This window comes from Bacillus sp. MHSD_36 (genome assembly GCF_030757775.1).
Taxonomy (GTDB): domain Bacteria; phylum Bacillota; class Bacilli; order Bacillales; family Bacillaceae_G; genus Bacillus_A.
The window spans coordinates 1,098,659-1,117,583 of the sequence record NZ_JAVBIS010000001.1 but is presented as its reverse complement, the minus strand read 5'-3'; the positions used below and the strand labels follow the sequence as shown (position 1 = coordinate 1,117,583).

The window sequence follows — 18,925 nt, the reverse complement described above, 5'->3', positions numbered from 1 at the left end:
CTGCCCAATTTCCATACAACGATATTGCTATTTATGTTGCGCAATAGCTTATTTGGGTATAAATATTTTAACGACTAATCCTGCCAAATTTATTTGGGAGGATTTTTTTATTCTCCCTTTATGAAAGGGATTGGTATTATGAAAGAACTATTAAAATTAAATGATGTTTATGTGGAAATAAAAGAAAATACTTTGTTAGAGAAAATGAATGTGACAGTAAGACAAGGGGATGTTATCGGATTAATTGGTAAAAACGGTGCTGGTAAATCAACGTTACTTCAATTAATAAATGGGAAGATTGAACCTTCAAAAGGTACTGTTGAATGGATGCAAATGAATATGACAACAGCATATGTTGAACAAGAAAAAGAATTTTTCGTTAGTAAGGATATGATTGCAAAAGAAGCAGAACTTCTTGCAAAATGGGGTGTACCGACGAATGATTTTCTTACTTTAAGTGGTGGTGAAAAGCTAAAAGTTCGATTAGCAAAAGGATTTGCTGAAAATCCTAATGTCTTAATATTAGACGAACCGACAAATCATCTAGATGAGATGAGTACGGAATTTCTCATTAAACAAATCAAAAATATGAAAGGTACAGTTATCGTCGTATCACATGATCGATATTTTTTAGATGTTGTCGCGACTAGAATATGGTCAATTGAGGATAAGAAATTAATTGACCATAGTGGGAATTATACGAATTATATGAAAGCACGTGAGCATAAAAGAATGACGCAGCAGCGTGAATATGAAAAACAACAAAAGAAGATAGAACAAGTAGAAACGCATATAAAAGAATTAAGTTCATGGTCACAAAAGGCACATGCACAGTCCACAAAACAAGAAGGTGTGAAAGAGTTTTATCGTGTAAAGGCGAAGCGAATGGACGCGCAAGTTAAATCGAAACGAAAACGTCTTGAAAAAGAGCTGGAGAAAACGAAAGTTGAACGTGTGAAAGAAGATTATTCAGTTGAATTTTCTATTCAAGCGAGTAAGAAAGTAGGGAAACGTTTCTTAGAAGTAAAACAATTACGGAAAAAATTTAATAATCGAACATTATTTGAAAACGTTAATTTTACAATTCAGCACGGTGAGAAGGTTGCGATTATTGGGCCTAATGGTAGCGGGAAAACAACGTTACTAAAGATGATTATGGGAACAGAAACTGTTGAAGGGGAAGTGTGGATTTCACCTTCAGCAAACATCGGTTATTTAACACAAGAAGTATTTGATTTACCACTGGATAAAACACCAGAAGATTTATTTTATAAAGAGACATTTGAAGAAAGAGGGAAAGTCCAAAATTTAATGAAACATTTAGGATTTGAATCTTCCCAATGGAAAGAGCCGATTCGACATATGAGTATGGGTGAACGAGTAAAGTGTAAGCTAATGGCTTATATTTTAGATGAAAAAGATGTGCTTATATTAGATGAACCAACGAATCACCTTGATCTCCCTTCACGTGAACAGCTTGAAAATACATTAGCTGAGTATAATGGAACACTCGTTATCGTTTCTCACGATCGTTATTTTCTGGAGAAGACAACCAACGCAAAACTCGTGTTTGTAAACAATACGATACAAAAGCAGCTCGAAGAACCTACGAAAACAAGAGATGAAATTGAAGAGCTACGTTTAACGTTAGAAACAGAGAGACAAGAAGTATTAGGGAAATTAAGCTTTTTAACTTCTAAAGACAAAGAATATAAAGAACTAGATGAACGGTTTATGGAACTTACGAAGCAGATTAAGGCGCTTTAACGTAAGGAAGGAGATTAACATGGGAGAAGAGAGTTTGACTAAGTTATTTAGAATAGATTGTGGTGATATATACCTACAAGAATTTACGGATAAAGATGCAGAGAGTATTTATAAAATATCCAATCAACCCGAAATAGAAATGTTTTTACCGGACTGGAAATCAACGAAAGAACAACGAGTTAATTGGGTTACAAATTATGAAATAACAGAAAACAAAGCATTTCTTAATGCAGTGAGAACTACGACTAACATAGATGATCACATATTAAGATTAGGAATATTTAAGAAAACCACAAATGAATTTGTTGGGTGGTGCTGCACAAGTATGAAAGATGAGCTTCCAGCACCGAATAGAGAAATTATGTATGCAGTTTCAAGTGAATATCATAATAATGGATATGCAACGAAAGCAACGAAAGGACTGATTAACTATTTGTTTGAAAAAACGAATGTAGATCTCCTTAACGCAATTGCTTTAATTAACAATGTAGCATCAAATAAAGTTATTGAAAAATGCGGATTTACCTATAAGAACCAACTGAATATAGAAAATCAATTATATAACCATTATATATTGAGTAAGTCGAAGTGGATAAAAAATACAGCTCTTTAACAAGTGCTAAAATGCAATGAAATTATTAAAAAGCTTAGAGTGAAAACTCTAAGCTTTTTTACATTTAAATGTACCAGTTAATCATATTAAAGAGTAGCTTCTGGATGAAGTTGTTTTTCGCTAAAAACAGATGGATCAAGTTGTACCTGAATCATTTTATAACCATTATATTTGAAGAAGGTGTTTGGAAAAAAATGTCGAATTTATGTATCTATGAAAACACTAATTTTTCACTCAAAGCATCTTACAAATGAATCATTTTAAACTTTAGTAGAAGAATGGATAGGGAAAAATGAAGGCAAGCAAAGGTTTGCATTTAAAATTAACGGTTGAATGTTAGTGGATTACATGTTTTTAAATATGAAATTATTTAAATGAGGGAGGGGAAGGCGTATTATTATTTGGTTTCGTCACTTACCACAGATAAGTATGGATTTATTTTATTTGTATGTTGGATAAACGCAATAATTTCCGCTTCAGATATTTACAATTCATTTTTAATTGTCATTAAACCGAAGAATTCAATTTTTTGTAGAGGTTATTATAAAGTGCAATAGAATTAAAAGAGTAACTCAAAAACATATCAACTAAGGCAATAGTTAAAAATATAACTTTGGGAAGTAAAAGATCGATAAGTAATCGGTCTTTTTTCAGTTATATAATAAAGTATTGATATATATTGTATTTTCTACCACTATACAATTATTATAAGATAGTTATGCGTTAATTTTAGTTTGAAAATAGCTTAATTATCAGTTTTTTTAGAAATCTTACAAGCGTGTAAGATAAATGAAAGACGAATCAATATGAGCTGTAAGACAATTCATTTACACTCTGTTATGAGACGTGCAAATGAAGGGAGAATATACATGGAAATTTTACATGCAAAAAGTATTAGTAAAGTATATAAAGGAAAAGTACCTTATAAAGCATTAGTTGATATTGATTTATCAATTCAAGAAGGCGAATTTGTAGGGATTATGGGGCCATCGGGTAGTGGGAAAACAACGTTATTGAATATGGTATCTACAATTGATTCTCCATCATCGGGAGAAATTTTAATCAATGGCACAAATCCTTTTCAATTGTCATCAGAAGAATTAGCGTTATTCCGCAGAAAACAATTAGGATTTGTTTTTCAATCATTTAATCTTCTTAGTACACTTACTGTAAAAGAAAACATCGTATTACCGATGACTTTAGATGGTGTGTCTGTACAAGAAATGAATAAACGAGTGGAAGAAATTGCAGAGAAATTAAATATTACAGATATATTGAGTAAAAGAACGTTTGAAATATCAGGAGGGCAAGCTCAAAGAACGGCAATCGCACGTGCAATTGTTCATAAGCCACAATTATTACTTGCTGACGAACCAACAGGGAATTTAGACTCTAAATCTTCAAATGATGTAATGGAGATGCTTGATACTCTTAATAAAGAAGAAAAAGCAACGATGATGTTAGTTACACATGATCCGTATGCTGCGAGTTTTTGCAGTAGAGTAATATTTATTAAAGATGGTCAACTATATAACGAAATTTATTGTGGTGAAAGCAGACAAGCCTTTTATCAAAAGATTATGGATGTTCTTTCTTTGTTAGGAGGGAAAAGGCATGACTTTTCGTCAGTTCGCATTTAATAATATTTTTCGTAATAAGCGTACATATGCTGCCCATTTTTTAAGTAGTACATTTTCTATTATGATTTTCTTTACATATGCCCTTTTATTATTTCATCCTGATTTACAAGGGGAGTTAAAATCAACAAGTGCAACAATAAGTGCATATGGTACGATGGGATTTACAATTTCGCAAGTTTTGATTTTTGTATTTTCATTTTTCTTTATTCTATATTCAGTTAGTTCATTTTTAAAAACTCGTAAGAAAGAATTTGGCATATTAATGATGCAAGGTATGTCAATGAGACAGTTTAAGAAATTATTATTAATTGAAAATATGTTGATTGGACTTGGTTCAATTTGTATAGGAATTTTCATTGGACTCATATTTTCTAAACTAGTCTTATTGATAAGCGCAAGTGTATTAATGATTAATAATGGTTTGCCTTTTTATACACCAGTGAAGGCTGTATTATTAACAGTTATCACTTTTCTTTTCTTATTTTTAATTGTTTCACTATTTACATTTAAAATGGTAAAAATAACGGAACTTGTGGAACTTATTCGAGCAGAGGACAAACCAAAACCTGAACCGAAATCTTCAATTTTATTATCACTGCTTTCTTTAATTAGTATAGGATATGGATATTTCTCAGTATTTCGCTTTATTTCAAGTTCCAGTTTTACTACGCTAGGAATGGGTGTCCTACTAGTAATTATAGGAACGTACTTTTTATATACACAGTGTAGCGTTTATATATTACATCTTGCTAAAAGGAGAGAATCTTTCTTTTTAAAAAGAACAAATATATTAACGTTTTCTGAATTAATTTACCGTATGAAAGATAATGCAATGATGTTTTTTATTGTATCTATTATTTCAGCAGTTGCATTTACAGCTATTGGTACAACAGCTGCTATTGGTAATAGAAATTTAGTGTGGATGACAAACCCATATACATTTCTGTATGAAAGCTCTGAAAACAACAAATTGGTAGATAAACATCTCTCTATTATAAAAAAACATCTCTTGGATGCAAATATTCCGTATCGAATGGCTTCATCTTCAAGTAAATTTACAGAAAGTAACGTAAATGTATTGAAATTAAGTGAATATAACGAACTTACGAGAGCACTCGGGTACCAACACGAAACGATTGAAAAAGAAGATGAAATTTTACTAATCCCTGGGAGGGTGTCACAAAAACAAGAATTTAAAAATGGTGACTATAAAAGAAATATTGAAGTCATTCAAGGAGATTGGACAAAGACATTTCGTGTGAAAAAAACTGTGGGGGATTTAGTTTTACCGCATGATTCTAGTAGTATTTATATTGCTGTTCAAGATAATGTGTATGATGAAATTCCTCTGACGAGTAATCCAAAAGATGAAAATATTCAACATCGTACTTACGGATTTGTTGTAGACGATTGGATAAAAACGAAAGAGATTTCAAATCAATTAAAGAGTATATTCGATAAAGATCTTAGGGACAGTGATTTCTACTTTGAAGCTTTAACATTAAACTTGTTGGAGGCAAAGCAAAAGAATGGTTTATTACTTATGGCAAGTGTTTTAGTCGGAATCGTTTTCTTTACATTTGCTGCTAGTTTTATTTATTTCCGATTATACACTGATTTGGACCGTGATCAACAACAATATAAAATGATTTCGAAAATGGGATTAAGTAAACAAGAGTTAAAAAAAGTTGTAACGAGACAGTTATTATTAATGTTCTTCTTACCGATTGTTGTTGCAGTGATTCATACTGTAGTAGCGTATACGGCACTGCAACAATTAGTTAGTTTTTCTATTTTAAATAGCTCGATTGTTATTTTAATTTCATTTATATGTATACAAGTTTTATATTTCTTTATCACTCGTTGGCGTTACCTACAAAAGCTTTATAAGACTATGGAGCAATAAAGGATATCAACTAATAAAATTACAGAAAAGCATGTAAAAAATGATATGAATTATGAAAGGAACCGTGATGAAAAGAACTTTAACTATTTTTATGTTAACTATAATACTTTTAATAAGCTTTAGTGCATGCTCTAAAAAGGATAACTCATTTCCTGCGAACGGTGTATTAATTATTGGAGATGAAAATAATATTTCACCAATTATTAATCGTTATCAGGAAATTACGAAAGAAAATGAAGTGTTTTCTGTGAAAAAAGGTGAAGTTGGAAATGGACATGTATTAATTTTAAATGAATCTACAGCACTAGCACTGATTAAAGAAAAAGTTTTTCGTAAACGAGATAATGGCTCCAATTATATTTTAGATACGTTACCAAAATTCCCAAAAGAAGGATCGCTATTGTTTACAAATGAAGACGAAAAGACTATGAAAAGTATTAAAATAGAAGGAAACGAGATTCCTGTCACATACGATAGTGACACTTGGATAGGTAACACTCGTAAATATCCAACGCAATCGTATGTGATTGTAGCAAAAAATAGCGTATATAAGGAAATAAAAGCAAATGAAACGAAAATGCACCTTCTTCAATTTAAAAAATCTATAGGTGATGAAAGACCTAAAATGTCGACAGATAATACAATGGTTAATGAAAATGTCAAAGTAAAAAAGCTAATTAAAGGTTTGGAAGGAGAAGTAGCTTTTCAGTTTGTAACGATTGGAGAAAAATCTTAAAAAAGAGTTCGAGCTTGATAGAAACTTTATCAAGCTCGAACTCTTTTTAGTTCATAGACCATTCATATAAAAAAGATTACATTACTTCATTTAATCGACTCTCGTTTGTTTCTTCAATCGCATTTGAATTTTGAACTGAATTATTTTGAGCTTCTTTTTCTTTACGGGCTTTTTGTAGCATTTCAAGGATGATCCATAAAGGAACACCTTTATCCTTTAACATCTTCCATAAATCTAATTCATTAAATTTATGTTCAGGCTGTTTCATTTCTTTTTCGGATGAACGAATATCGAACTTGATAGGATCATTTACTTTCTTACTTTCAAGTTTAGTAGAAGAGATAGTATTATGCTCAAGAGTAGATGGAGTTATTTTAGTAGGTTGAGATAATGTATGAATATTTGATCCGATTTGCATGCTTTTTCCTCCTTTTCAAGCAATGAGATTAGTTTTCTTATGGTTTTTAAATCTTTTTAACATGAGGAAACTATATTTAATTATAAATTCAAATAAACAGATTTACAAGATATATTTTAAAAAGTAAATATTCACTTGAATTAATATTTATCAACATTTGTATATGTTTTCTATATATACAACGTATATAAAATACTTTACAGTATGTTTAAGTTATTAAAGCATGCTGTAAAGTAAAAAATGTAAACGTTTTATCAGGGGGAGGAAGTATGGGGAAGTTATTTTTAAAAATATGTTTTTTTGCATTAGTGGCTGTTTGTTCATTGGTAGCGAAAATAACATATGCTGAAGAGAGTCAACAAAATAATTATCCGATCATTTTAGTAAATGGGTTTGCCGGATGGGGTAGAGAGGAAATGCTAGGGGTTAAATATTGGGGTGGTGTTCATGATATACAAGAAGATTTGAAACGTAATGGTTATACAGTTCATACCGCAGCTGTTGGACCAGTTTCTAGTAACTGGGACCGTGCATGTGAATTATATGCCCAAATTAACGGTGGAACAGTAGACTACGGTGCCGCACATGCTGAGAAACATGGACATAATCGTTTTGGTAGAACTTATAGTGGTTTTGCGCCGAATTGGAGTGAAACAAATAAAGTTCATTTAGTTGGGCATAGCATGGGTGGACAAACGATTAGAACATTAGTACAGCTATTAAAAGAAGGCAGTTTTGAAGAAAAAAATTATGTGAAAAATCACCCAAACATCAAAATATCACCATTATTTGAGGGCGAGAAATCATATGTTCATAGTGTTACGACATTAGCAACCCCTCACAACGGTACAACACTTGCGGATGGTAGTCTTCTACTACCGTTCGTTAAAGATTTACTCATTACAGCTGCAAGTTTTGGAGGAAACAATAATTTATCACTATATGATTTTAAATTGGATCAATGGGGCATAAAGAAAAATGTTGGAGAGTCCTTTTTCCAATACAGTAATCGTATTCTAAATAGTTCACTTTGGAAAAATACAAAAGATATAAGTCAATGGGATTTAAGTACAGATGGTGCAAAGGAGTTAAATAATTGGGTAAAGACGCAACCGAATGTGTATTACTTATCCTATAGTGGACATGCATCACAAGCGGCACCTATAACAGGTTTACATTTGCCTCATATAACGATGAATAAAGTGTTAATGGGGAATGCATTTTTCTTAGGTTCCTATGCAAGGTATGAAGAAAATCGTCCATTAATTGATACTACTTGGTGGCAAAATGATGGTGTAGTAAATACAAGTTCTATGATTGCACCTTCTTCTAATGCTACCGTAAATAATAATGAGTCATTACAGATTGGGAAATGGAATCATATCGAAACGAAAGCAAATTGGGACCATCTCGACATGGTAGGATTAAGTATTTCAGACACGTTAGGTTTTTCTAACATTCAAGAGTTTTATAGAACAATTGCTGAAAAGCTATCACGTTTACCGAAATAGGTAATAATAAAGCGCTCTCGATGGAATTCGAGGGCGCTTTATATTATATTGAAAGAGGGATTTGGTAGAAAAATATGGGGGGATATTATGAAAATTAAAGTTGTACTATCAGGATATGGAACAGTAGGAAGAGAGTTTATAAAATTACTACATGAAAAATGTTCATATATATATGAAACATATGGTATAGAGTTAGTTGTAAGTGGCGTATTAGGTAGAAATGTTGCAATACATAATGAGGATGGATTATCTATTCATAACTTATTAATGTATGGTAGCAGTAGTGCTGCAATTGAAAAGTATATAGAATATCATCCGGAGGAACGTGCAACAGATAACATAAGTGGTACAGTGCTGGTGGAATCAACAGCTACAAACCTTAAAGATGGAAATCCAGGGAAACAATATATAAAACAAGCGATTGAGAAACAAATGGATATAGTAGCAATTTCAAAAGGTGCGCTTGTTACAAACTGGAGAGAAATAAATGAAGCTGCAAGAATCGCAAATGTACGAATTCGATATAGTGGCGCAACTGCTGCGGCATTACCGACACTTGATATTGGTCAATTTAGTTTAGCTGGTTGCCATATTGAAAAAATAGAAGGAATATTAAACGGGACTACAAATTATATTCTTTCGAAAATGAATGAGGAAGATATTACGTTTGAAGAAGCACTGAAAGAAGCGCAAAGTAAAGGGATTGCTGAAACGAACCCAATATTAGATGTAAGTGGTTCTGATAGTGCGTGTAAATTGTTACTTTTGACAAACAGTTTAATGGGAACAGAAAATACGCTTACCGATATACAAATAAAAGGAATTGAACATGTTACACAACAACAAATTCGAAATGCTAAAGAACATAATAAATATATTAAATTAATAGCTTCAGCATATAAGGGTAAGGATGGTAAAGTGGCTCTTCATGTGGAACCGCACGAAATAGATAAAGATCATCCGCTAGCAAATGTAAATGGGACAGAAAAAGGGGTTACGTTCTTTACAGATACGATGGGACAAGTTACTACAATTGGTGGTGCTTCTAATCCACGTGGAGCCGCAGCAGCAGCTTTAAAGGATGTTATAAACTTATATCGAAAAGATTTGTCCTAACTGGTGAAGTCTAATAATCAGTGGGGATGAATATTCTCACTGATTAAAGTTTCATTTTATAAGACCGTACCGCCCTTAATAAAAAATACATATGTAGTGGACCTTTTGAGAATGAAATAAATATGCAAAAATGATTGCAGGGGGTAAGGAATTGTTTAAAGATTTTAAAGTTGTGAAAGATCGTCCCGTTTATATTCAATTGAAAGATTATTTAAAAAAGATGATTATGAAAGGCCATTTGCTTGGGGATCAAAAAATTCCTTCAACGAGGGAACTTAGTGAATTACTAAGTGTGAGCAGAAATACGGTGCTCGCTGCTTATGCAGATTTAGAGCAAGAAGGACTCATTTATGCAGTTAAAGGAAAAGGGAATTTTGTTGCGAAGGTTGATATTTCAAATACTTCGTCTGTTGAAATAGATTGGAAAAATAAACTTAATACAGTTACCTTATTAGCGGATGAATTAGATTTAATGAAACATGGTGTTCGCTGGGAAAAGGGTATGATTGTTTTTAATAGCATTGCTCCAGACGAAAAGCTATTTGATGTGGAAAATTTCAAAAGAGCTTTTCTTACTCGTATGTCCATTGAAGGTGATGTCGTATTAAATTACGGATATGCAAAAGGTTATAGACCGTTAATGAATTATCTACTTCATTATATGGAAATGAAAGGTGTAGATATTTCGAACAAAGACATTTTAATTACAAATGGATTTACAGAAGGATTAGACATTGTACTATCCTCGTTATCAAAAAAATCAGGGCGGGTTATTTGTGAGAATCCGACCCATCATGCTGCACTCAAGCTTTTCCGCTTACATGGACTTGAAGTTCATGGAATGAATATGAATGAAGATGGCATTGATACGAACGAAGTGGAACAAAGTTTACGTGAAAAGGATTTTGATTTTGCGTATTTAATTCCTTCTTATCATAATCCAACCGGTATTGTCACGAGTTCGGAGAAAAGAACGGAACTGATGAGATTATTTTCAAAATATAAGGTTCCTATTATAGAAGATGGGTTTAATGAAGAGTTACGTTATTCAGGTTCACATTTAGCACCATTATTAACTTTTGCTGGTGCGGGTAATAATGTGATTTATATTAGTAGCTTTTCGAAAGTACTTTTCCCTGGTTTACGTGTAGGATGGATCATTGCCGATAAAGAACTGATTCATTATTTAGAAAGTGTAAAAAGAGCAAGAACAATTCACACATCTACTTTAGATCAAGCTGTTCTTTTTCAATATTTACATGAAGGATATTTTGAAAAATATTTAAAAAAGGCAAGGTCTGTTTATAAGAAAAAATATGAGTTAGCTGTTGGGGCGTGTAACGAGTACATTCCGTTTCAAAGAATGACCGGTGATGGTGGACTTCATTTATTTATAGAGTTAGAAGAAAAAATTCATGCCCGCACACTTTTGCAAAAATGTTATGAGCAAGGGGTTACATTTTCTCCTGGAGATGTTTTTTACTCTGATGGAGGAGGAGCGAACACGTTTCGATTAGGATTTTCACGTTTAAAAGAAGAAGAAATAGTTCGGGGAATCAAAATAATTGGTGATACAATAAAGTGAAACTTTAATCAGTGGGGGGTTCATCCCCCACTGATTATCAGCCCTCACCAATCGGGCTTTTACGGGTAGTTGATTCCCACCTAACTTCTTTGCTTCCGCTGAATTTTGAGGTGGGGGTCTTACTGCCCGTTAATGTGGGATAAAAAAATGAAATTTGGAGTTGAGGAAATGAGAATTGGCGTTATTATGGGGGGAGTATCCTCTGAAAAACAAGTATCAATTATGACTGGAAATGAAATGATTGCAAATTTAGATAAAAATAAATATGAAATCGTACCAATTACGTTAAATGAAAAAATGGATTTAATCGAAAAAGCGAAAGATATTGATTTTGCATTGCTCGCATTACACGGAAAATACGGAGAAGATGGGACAGTTCAAGGAACACTTGAAAGTTTAGGTATTCCTTATAGCGGCAGCAATATGTTATCTAGCGGTATATGTATGGATAAAAATATTTCGAAAAAGATTTTACGTTATGAAGGAATAGAAACGCCAGATTGGATTGAACTTACAAAAATGGAGGATCTAAATCTTGAGGAACTAAATAAGTTAGGATTTCCGTTAGTGGTAAAACCAAACTCTGGTGGCTCAAGTGTCGGGGTAAAGATTGTCTATAATAAAGACGAATTAATTTCAATGCTGGAAACTGTATTCGAATGGGATTCTGAAGTAGTAATTGAGAAATATATAAAAGGTGACGAGATTACATGTTCCATTTTTGATGGAAAACAGTTACCTATCATTTCGATTCGACATGCTGCTGAGTTCTTTGATTACAATGCGAAATATGATGATACTAGTACAATTGAAGAGGTTATCGAACTTCCAGCTGAACTTAAGGAACGTGTAAACAAAGCTTCACTGGCTTGCTATAAAGCATTAAAGTGTAGCGTTTATGCAAGGGTGGATATGATGGTGAAGGATGGCATTCCATATGTAATGGAGATTAATACATTACCAGGGATGACGCAAGCGAGTTTACTACCAAAAAGTGCAGCTGCAGCGGGAATTGAATATAGTAAACTATTAGATATGATTATTGAAACTTCATTAAGAGTAAGAAAAGAAGAAGGCTTTTAAGTAGAGGTATCATGAATAATTTTTGACAGTTATATGAAGTATGTTATGATGAATACAATACGAAAATTAAATATTTTATCCACTAGGGGGGCCTATTATAGGCTGAGATCAAATGGGAATTTGAGACTCTTAGTACCTGATCTGGTTAATGCCAGCGTAGGGAAGTGGGAAAGACATTGCTATTTTATGAATAAAAACTGTCAATTTCACTTTCTTTACGCCTGTAAAGAAAGTTTTTTTGTTTTACAGATTTAATAATAGTGGGTAAATACTTAAATTTCATACATAATTGGAGGGATTCAAATGACTTTTTCACAATCATTACGTAAAGAAGTAGACTCAATTTGGGAAGCTAGTTTTCATCATCCTTTTGTAAAAAAACTTGGTGAAGGAACGTTAGATTTAGCTAGTTTCCGCTATTATGTGCTTCAAGATTCGTATTATTTGAGTCACTTTGCTAGAGTACAAACTTTAGGAGCTGCAAAAGCACTGGAATTAGAAACGACAGCTCGTATGGCACACCATGCTCAAAATACATATGAAGCAGAATTATCCTTACATGAAAATTTTGCGAAGAAACTAGGGATTACACAAGGAGAAAAAGATAATTTTATCCCTGCTCCGACTGCATACGCATATACTTCACATATGTATCGTGCTGCGTATGAAGGACATTTAGGTGATATTATTGCAGCAATTTTACCTTGTTATTGGTTATATTATGAAATTGGTGAGCGTTTAAAAGAGTGTCAGCCAGAAGAACCAATTTATAACGAATGGATTTCTGCTTACGGATCTGATTGGTTCCGTACATTAGTTGAAGAGCAAATTACACGGTTAGATACTATCGCTGAAAAAGTAACAGAGGCAGACCGAAATCGAATGAAACAACATTTTATTATTAGCAGTCAATATGAATATTCATTTTGGGAAATGGCTTATACATTAGAAGAGTGGCCAGTGAGTACAGAAGAGAAAAATGTAATAGGATAAAGAGAAGAGGTATCGCAAAAGGCGCATCAATCTAAGTGCGTCTTTTTTCAATTTATCCCGCTTTTAATGGGAAGTAAGACCCCCACTGATTAAAATTTCACTTTATAAAAATGAGCCCGTGGAAAAATAACCGAAAAATAGGTACATGAACAAGGTGCATCATCTAGTGATAGGTCATATTTTGTAGGTGTACGTATTGAATTTAGTTTATAGCGCTATTTCTACTTAGATTTAACGAACAGAAATATAGGAAAGTGTCGAAAGGTTTAAAGTTAATAAACGGAGGTCATGAAAATGAATAAGTTTCAGCAAGAACTACAAGCGTTAAGCCTTAATGATTACCAGTCTGGAAATGTTGTGTATTGGGACCAGCAAAACCAATATCCATATTACTATATTGAAGATGCTGCTCGTCGCTGTGGCGGCTGTGGAGGTCGCTGTGGAGGTCGTTGTGGAGGTTGTGGTGGTGGATTTCGTTGTGGTGGATTCCGTTGTTTTGGTTGCTTCGGTTGTTTTGGTTGTTTTAGTTGTGGAGGTTGTGGCAGCTGTGGTAGTTGCTCTAATTGTTTTAATGGTACTTCCGATGCTATTGTAATATATGAATATTGACTATGAATATCCATATAAAATATTAGCTTTATACATGTACATGTCGACAAAGAATATAGCGCTATCGCTAGTGGATATATTCAATCATTCAAGTAAAAGAGTAAATCTTAACTTACTCTTTGTTCATATAGTATAGGATTGTTAGCGGAAATCCAAGACTCTTTATATTGAGAAATAAAGAAGAATCATTTTAAAGAGTCTTATCTTTTTTTCATACATTAAATAGAAGCTAGCAAAAGCTAACTACTCGACCTTCGGGTATGAAGGGAATAAGAAACTGTACTTTGTGTAATTAAAGGAATATTCAGTTTTTAAGAGTAGATATTCATATTTTTTAAATAAAAGAAACTATCTATGTAATATACGGAATATTTAAAGTTTATAAGGGTGAAACGAGGTATAGGTGGTATGGATAAACAGAATACTAGGGTTGTTAGGGTTTTTATAGCAAGTCCATTTTTTAATGATGAACAACTTAACAGGGTAAAAAGGCTAGAAAGTGCGCTTAGTAACAATCCTTTTGTTGCAGATATTTTTTCAGCTATGTTCTATCAACATGAACGTTTAACTTTTGGATCTATGGAGTGGAGAACTGCAGTTTTTCATAATGATTTAAAATATTTAAGAAGAGCGGATGTAGTAGTGGCAATTCATGATTTCGTAGTGGTACGGCTTTTGAAATTGGTTACGCATATGCATTTCAAAAGCCTATTATTTTGATAAAAGAAAAAGAAAGCATACCTAATCTTATGTTAGTTGAAAGCTTACATGCCTATCTGACAAATGTAGAAGATATTGTGACGTATGATTTTATTCATATGCCACGTATTCCATATAAAAGGCAGCTGGAGTGAATTGAAGCAGCACAACATTCCTTTTGGTAACTATGCATTTTGCCGCTTTGTTTCCATTGCTGTTGCGAAGAAAGAAGCGCAAGACTTCTGGGGTCGGGGTGACAAGAGTGCTACGGTTTGTGTTGCAGATGTAGAAGTGAAAATAATGAATGATATGAGAGCAGGAACACAGGCTTTTATTGATGAGTTATATCATTTAGGTGCTAAGAAAGTTGGTTTATATGTTGGCCAAAATATGTATGCAACTTTTGGTATGGCAAATGTAAAAGCTGACTTTGTATGGATTCCTCGTTATGGTGGCAACAAACCAGCTTATCCATGCGATATTTGGCAATATACTGAAACAGGGAATGTACCTGAAATCGGTAAATGTGACCTTAATTCACTTATAGGTAATAAGTCACTGTCTTGGTTTACTGAATCAGCAACACAAGAAGTTGTACAAGCACCTATACAAAACATCATCCAAAGTTGGATTGTTTTCACAATTTAGATTTTCGTTATTCCCCACATACTGAATTCATAATGATATTCCGTTCTTTCGATACATATGCCGAATTCTAAATCATCACCAACTAATACAAAATCGGTATACCCAGTTAGAAATTTTGATATGGTTGTTAACTCTTCTAAATTATCGAATAATTCAGCAATGTTTAGCTTAACTGCTTCAATTTTACCATCCTTAGAGAAAAAGAATCTTCCTTGATTAAGTGGAAATTGAATAGTTTTAGCTATTTCTTTTAACAGTGCAATTGATAGTCTTCTGTTTTCTTCATAATCAGTGCTACCAAAAATTTTTATGTTTGAATTTTGTTCTAGCGTATTAAATAATTCTTTACAAAATAAATCATTAGATTCGGCATCCATAAATGAGTCCATAGAAACCGTAACAATATTAGAAAGTTCGTCTATCAGTTCTTTTCTACTAGTGTTTCTTTTTGCTTTCACTTTTAGAATTTCGATTCGGCTTTTATTCATATTACTCAAAATTTTTCACACCTTTAGTTTCTTCATTTTTTCCTTTTTTCTTGTATCCTTCAAAATTTTCCGGATAATGCCAATGGTGTTGATTATATCTTCCTTTTTCATTATCTGCAGTATGGAAATGGGAGTCTTTTACCATCTTATCTTCTCTAGGCTCAATTATATATACTTTTTTATTCTTAATATTAGAGTAGTCGCGAGTGAATACAGAATCGAAAAAGGTAATAGGATAGTGAAAAGAGATATTGATATACATATGTAGGGTCAATATCTCTTTTATAATCTTTTGTAAAATTATTGTAAATCTCAAATACAATACGTAATTAATATTGTATAATCCTAATGTAATGCATTTGTGATATACAAAGGGGGCCATGTATGATAATTTCTTTTAACTTTTAGCAGAGTCATGTCATTAATATGTTAGTTGGATAAACGGTATTTGCTATTCTTTTAAATAATTAGATTATGTGATAATACTTTAGTTTTTTTGTGATTAAGAAAAATGAAGAAAGGAAGTAATCATTTTATGGAAAAATTAAAGTTGTTAACATTTGAAAATATAGTAGAACCTCTTTTAAACGAAAGCGTATCATTTATATATTTTCCTATTGAATGGCTTGATATTGTAGAGATACATTATAAGACATTTTTATTAACGAGTAAGTTGAAACGGTTGAATGAAAGATTATATGATATGTTTTCTGATATATTATTTATTCAGCATAATCCATATGTATTAAATGAAAATACACCATGGATTGTATGTAAAGAACCTATTAGAAAAGAACAACTTGATTATATTTTTCAAAGTTGGTATGAGATTATTCATGATTGGAAACCGAATAAATTAATAGAATCACCAAAATATGAATGGCATTACGATTTAATTTCTAATTTAACAGTATTACATGATAATGAAGTATATTCTAAGTGGGTGCCCGCTTTAATTTCACATATTTTTTGTGAACGGCCTTTACAATTAGAAAACATACACGAAGAAGATATATATTTTTCTGCTCTTAGATCACAAAATATTTGTGAGGCTATGTCAGAGCCCGTTAAAGACGAAAAAACACAAGATTATTTCGCCTATGTATATCGGTTCGAATGTATAACGCGCGGAGGTGAGAATATTCCATTATTAAACGTCTCAATAGGAATTCGGAGATTTTATCAAGAATATAACCATCCAGATATTCCTTTGCTTTTGAGACGAAAACGAGGCATGATTTTAATTTCTACTCCAGAACTTGCATCGAATAATAAAAAAGTTCGGTTTGTAAAACTAAAAGTACAACAAGCTACAAACGGTATAAAGTGGATAAAGATATTTAGAAATTTAAAAGATGATTTTCATATAGGGGGAGAAGTTGAATTAGAGCATATTCTTCAATATCCGAAAGATTATATGCTAGGAGAAAATCTTAGGGTGTTACTTCCATACAATGAGAGAATATATAAAGTTCAAGGTACGAAAATAAAACCTGGTATAAAAGTAAAGGAAAGAGAGTATTTATTTAAAAGGTTTCAGCAAAAATTTACTGCTTTCACATTACTCCCAGAATGTAAAAAGGTGGCAACAAATAACGAAAATGAATTATTCCCATTAATTGCACCAAAAGGATTAGAAACGATAACGTTAGAAATATGGTCTAAAAAAATATCGTTGGAAGTTGAACAAGCGTTATTTGAAAGTAAAATTGTGTTAGCTCAAATCGGTGAGTCATCGTATGTATTAAATGCAGATTCTCCAGTATTGTTAAAAATAGTAAGATGTAATATTGAAAAAGTATTGCAAAATCCATATAGAATGCAATATTGCCAGAAATACAAATCAAATTTAGTAGAGGATGTTAGGAAAGCAGTCAATGTTACTGCAGGTGAGCGCAAGAATGCGACATTGGCGTTAATTGCAATGGAAGATTGTGATGGGCGTGAAAAAATTGATCCAAAGCAAATTGTTAGAGAAGGGTTTGCGCGTACAAACCGTATTTCAGCATTTATTAATTTATTTATAGGTCAAAGTGTATCTCGTAAAACTATTATACAGTGTATTTTTAACTTATTAGAACAAAGAGGGTTTATGAAACGTAGTTGGAATAAGATAAATTTAACTTGTACATATGTTAATTTATCAATTGAACGAATCTCGAAATTTGATTTCTTACCTATTATTTCACAAATAAAAGGAAAAGAAATTTCATATAAATTATACGGGAATACAAATTGGCAAACGATTGATCATTTATTATTAAATGTAAATAAACATAACGCCTTTTTACCACAACCTTCAAAAAGAAATGATATGGGAATTCAATTTAAACAATTTGTTTCTGAAACATTAACAGAAATTTTACAACATGCAAAAGAGCAAAATGAGCAAGTATATTTCATTATTGATGCAAATGTAAGGAAATATTGGATAAAAGAGTTGCAAAATAAAAAAATTGATATAGATACTTTCCCTGACATTGTTCCAGATGTGCTAAAGGTTCCAAACTTAAATGTTGTAAGAATAAATACATCTTTTGATGTACCAAAATACGGTGTGATAGAATGTGATGACGTACTGGATAGTACGGGGTTATATATAGATCAAAAAGGAATGTATTATAGCACTGGTGAGTATTCGTCTAATGGTAGTGAAACATTACATCGATATATACTTGAAATATTACCGCTAGGTGTAAAAGCTGTTGAAAGGAACTATATTGCCAAAATGGTACATTACATGTGCTGTAATTCAAGTATGCTTTTGGAAAAAAATATACACATGCCATATTCCGTGCATATGGCAAAAGTAATAAAAAGCTATATGACGGATATAGCTGCAAGAGAGTTTAAAGAGTTTGATGATGAACTGGATGTAGATATAACGAGAATAGAAAAGAAAGATTCAATTATTTTGCTTTGAAATATAATAGACAAATCCTTGCCATTATATTGGTCAGGATTTGTCATTTTTTCATGTAAATAAGGATATCTTTTGTCATGTATCTTCTTCTTTACATATTTACTTTATTTCCATACAGGATTAAGATGTTTTTTAGAAATAAAAAACTATATTATTTGGAAAAGCAATATGAATGAATTCAAAAGAAATT

General features: G+C 32.2%; 16 protein-coding genes, 2 pseudogenes and 1 riboswitch. Of the genes and pseudogenes, 15 read left to right on the top strand and 3 right to left on the bottom strand.

Going from position 1 to position 18,925, the window contains the following annotated elements; genetic code table 11:
- Positions 1-138: 138 nt before the first annotated feature.
- From abc-f to Q9B79_RS05855, 6 genes and pseudogenes are all read left to right on the top strand, one after another.
- Complete coding sequence (gene abc-f / locus Q9B79_RS05880) at positions 139-1,767, top strand: ribosomal protection-like ABC-F family protein (protein ID WP_306182995.1); 1,629 nt, start codon at positions 139-141, stop codon at positions 1,765-1,767.
- 19 nt (positions 1,768-1,786) lie between these two features.
- Positions 1,787-2,380, top strand: a complete 594-nt coding sequence (locus Q9B79_RS05875; protein WP_306182994.1) for a GNAT family N-acetyltransferase — start codon at positions 1,787-1,789, stop codon at positions 2,378-2,380.
- 437 nt (positions 2,381-2,817) lie between these two features.
- Positions 2,818-2,937: pseudogene (locus Q9B79_RS05870) on the top strand (DUF3267 domain-containing protein); the annotation flags it as partial.
- Between the two features lie 312 nt (positions 2,938-3,249).
- On the top strand, positions 3,250-4,020 hold the full coding sequence (locus Q9B79_RS05865) for an ABC transporter ATP-binding protein (RefSeq protein WP_042515073.1): 771 nt from the start codon (positions 3,250-3,252) through the stop codon (positions 4,018-4,020).
- Complete coding sequence (locus Q9B79_RS05860) at positions 3,995-5,926, top strand: ABC transporter permease (RefSeq protein WP_306182993.1); 1,932 nt, start codon at positions 3,995-3,997, stop codon at positions 5,924-5,926. Before Q9B79_RS05865 ends, Q9B79_RS05860 begins: the two co-directional genes overlap by 26 nt.
- A 67-nt stretch (positions 5,927-5,993) precedes the next feature.
- The gene (locus Q9B79_RS05855) at positions 5,994-6,662 is read left to right on the top strand and encodes a lipoprotein BA_5634 family protein (RefSeq protein WP_060630967.1); all 669 of its coding nucleotides are present in this window, start codon (positions 5,994-5,996) and stop codon (positions 6,660-6,662) included.
- A 76-nt stretch (positions 6,663-6,738) separates the two neighbouring features.
- Here Q9B79_RS05855 and Q9B79_RS05850 read toward each other — a convergent pair whose 3' ends face one another.
- A complete protein-coding gene (locus tag Q9B79_RS05850; RefSeq protein WP_060630968.1) occupies positions 6,739-7,080 on the bottom strand; it encodes a DUF3914 domain-containing protein in 342 nt (113 codons plus the stop codon).
- Positions 7,081-7,349: 269 nt separating this feature from the next.
- On the opposite strand from Q9B79_RS05850, the gene Q9B79_RS05845 reads away from it, so the two are divergent.
- The 8 genes and pseudogenes from Q9B79_RS05845 to Q9B79_RS05810 form a co-directional block, all read left to right on the top strand.
- The gene (locus Q9B79_RS05845) at positions 7,350-8,591 is read left to right on the top strand and encodes an esterase/lipase family protein (protein WP_306182992.1); all 1,242 of its coding nucleotides are present in this window, start codon (positions 7,350-7,352) and stop codon (positions 8,589-8,591) included.
- Between the two features lie 87 nt (positions 8,592-8,678).
- Positions 8,679-9,707, top strand: coding sequence for a homoserine dehydrogenase (locus Q9B79_RS05840; protein WP_306182991.1), 1,029 nt, complete (start codon positions 8,679-8,681; stop codon positions 9,705-9,707).
- Positions 9,708-9,858: 151 nt separating this feature from the next.
- Entirely contained in the window at positions 9,859-11,292 is a 1,434-nt protein-coding gene (pdxR, locus tag Q9B79_RS05835; RefSeq protein WP_306182990.1) for a MocR-like pyridoxine biosynthesis transcription factor PdxR, read from the top strand.
- Positions 11,293-11,460: 168 nt separating this feature from the next.
- Positions 11,461-12,375 carry a D-alanine--D-alanine ligase gene (gene ddlB, locus Q9B79_RS05830; RefSeq protein WP_306183329.1) on the top strand — a complete coding sequence of 305 codons (915 nt, stop codon included), beginning with the start codon at positions 11,461-11,463 and terminating at the stop codon, positions 12,373-12,375.
- A 74-nt stretch (positions 12,376-12,449) separates the two neighbouring features.
- Positions 12,450-12,555, top strand: a riboswitch (TPP riboswitch).
- 123 nt (positions 12,556-12,678) lie between these two features.
- Positions 12,679-13,368 carry a thiaminase II gene (gene tenA / locus Q9B79_RS05825; protein WP_306182989.1) on the top strand — a complete coding sequence of 230 codons (690 nt, stop codon included), beginning with the start codon at positions 12,679-12,681 and terminating at the stop codon, positions 13,366-13,368.
- A 294-nt stretch (positions 13,369-13,662) separates the two neighbouring features.
- A complete protein-coding gene (locus Q9B79_RS05820) occupies positions 13,663-13,977 on the top strand; it encodes a heterocycloanthracin/sonorensin family bacteriocin (protein WP_306182988.1) in 315 nt (104 codons plus the stop codon).
- A gap of 408 nt (positions 13,978-14,385) precedes the next feature.
- Complete coding sequence (locus Q9B79_RS05815; RefSeq protein ID WP_306182987.1) at positions 14,386-14,697, top strand: nucleoside 2-deoxyribosyltransferase; 312 nt, start codon at positions 14,386-14,388, stop codon at positions 14,695-14,697.
- A 135-nt stretch (positions 14,698-14,832) separates the two neighbouring features.
- Positions 14,833-15,303 (top strand): annotated as a pseudogene (locus Q9B79_RS05810) (GH25 family lysozyme); the annotation flags it as partial.
- Between the two features lie 17 nt (positions 15,304-15,320).
- On the opposite strand, the gene Q9B79_RS05805 reads toward Q9B79_RS05810, so the two are convergent.
- Both Q9B79_RS05805 and Q9B79_RS05800 read right to left on the bottom strand, forming a co-directional pair.
- The gene (locus tag Q9B79_RS05805; RefSeq protein ID WP_306182986.1) at positions 15,321-15,821 is read right to left on the bottom strand and encodes a YxiF family protein; all 501 of its coding nucleotides are present in this window, start codon (positions 15,819-15,821) and stop codon (positions 15,321-15,323) included.
- A complete protein-coding gene (locus Q9B79_RS05800; protein WP_306182985.1) occupies positions 15,814-16,074 on the bottom strand; it encodes an HNH/endonuclease VII fold putative polymorphic toxin in 261 nt (86 codons plus the stop codon). Before Q9B79_RS05800 ends, Q9B79_RS05805 begins: the two co-directional genes overlap by 8 nt.
- 273 nt (positions 16,075-16,347) lie before the next feature.
- Here Q9B79_RS05800 and Q9B79_RS05795 point away from each other — a divergent pair, with 273 nt between their 5' ends.
- The gene (locus Q9B79_RS05795; protein WP_306182984.1) at positions 16,348-18,735 is read left to right on the top strand and encodes an RNaseH domain-containing protein; all 2,388 of its coding nucleotides are present in this window, start codon (positions 16,348-16,350) and stop codon (positions 18,733-18,735) included.
- The last annotated feature ends 190 nt before the right edge of the window (positions 18,736-18,925 follow it).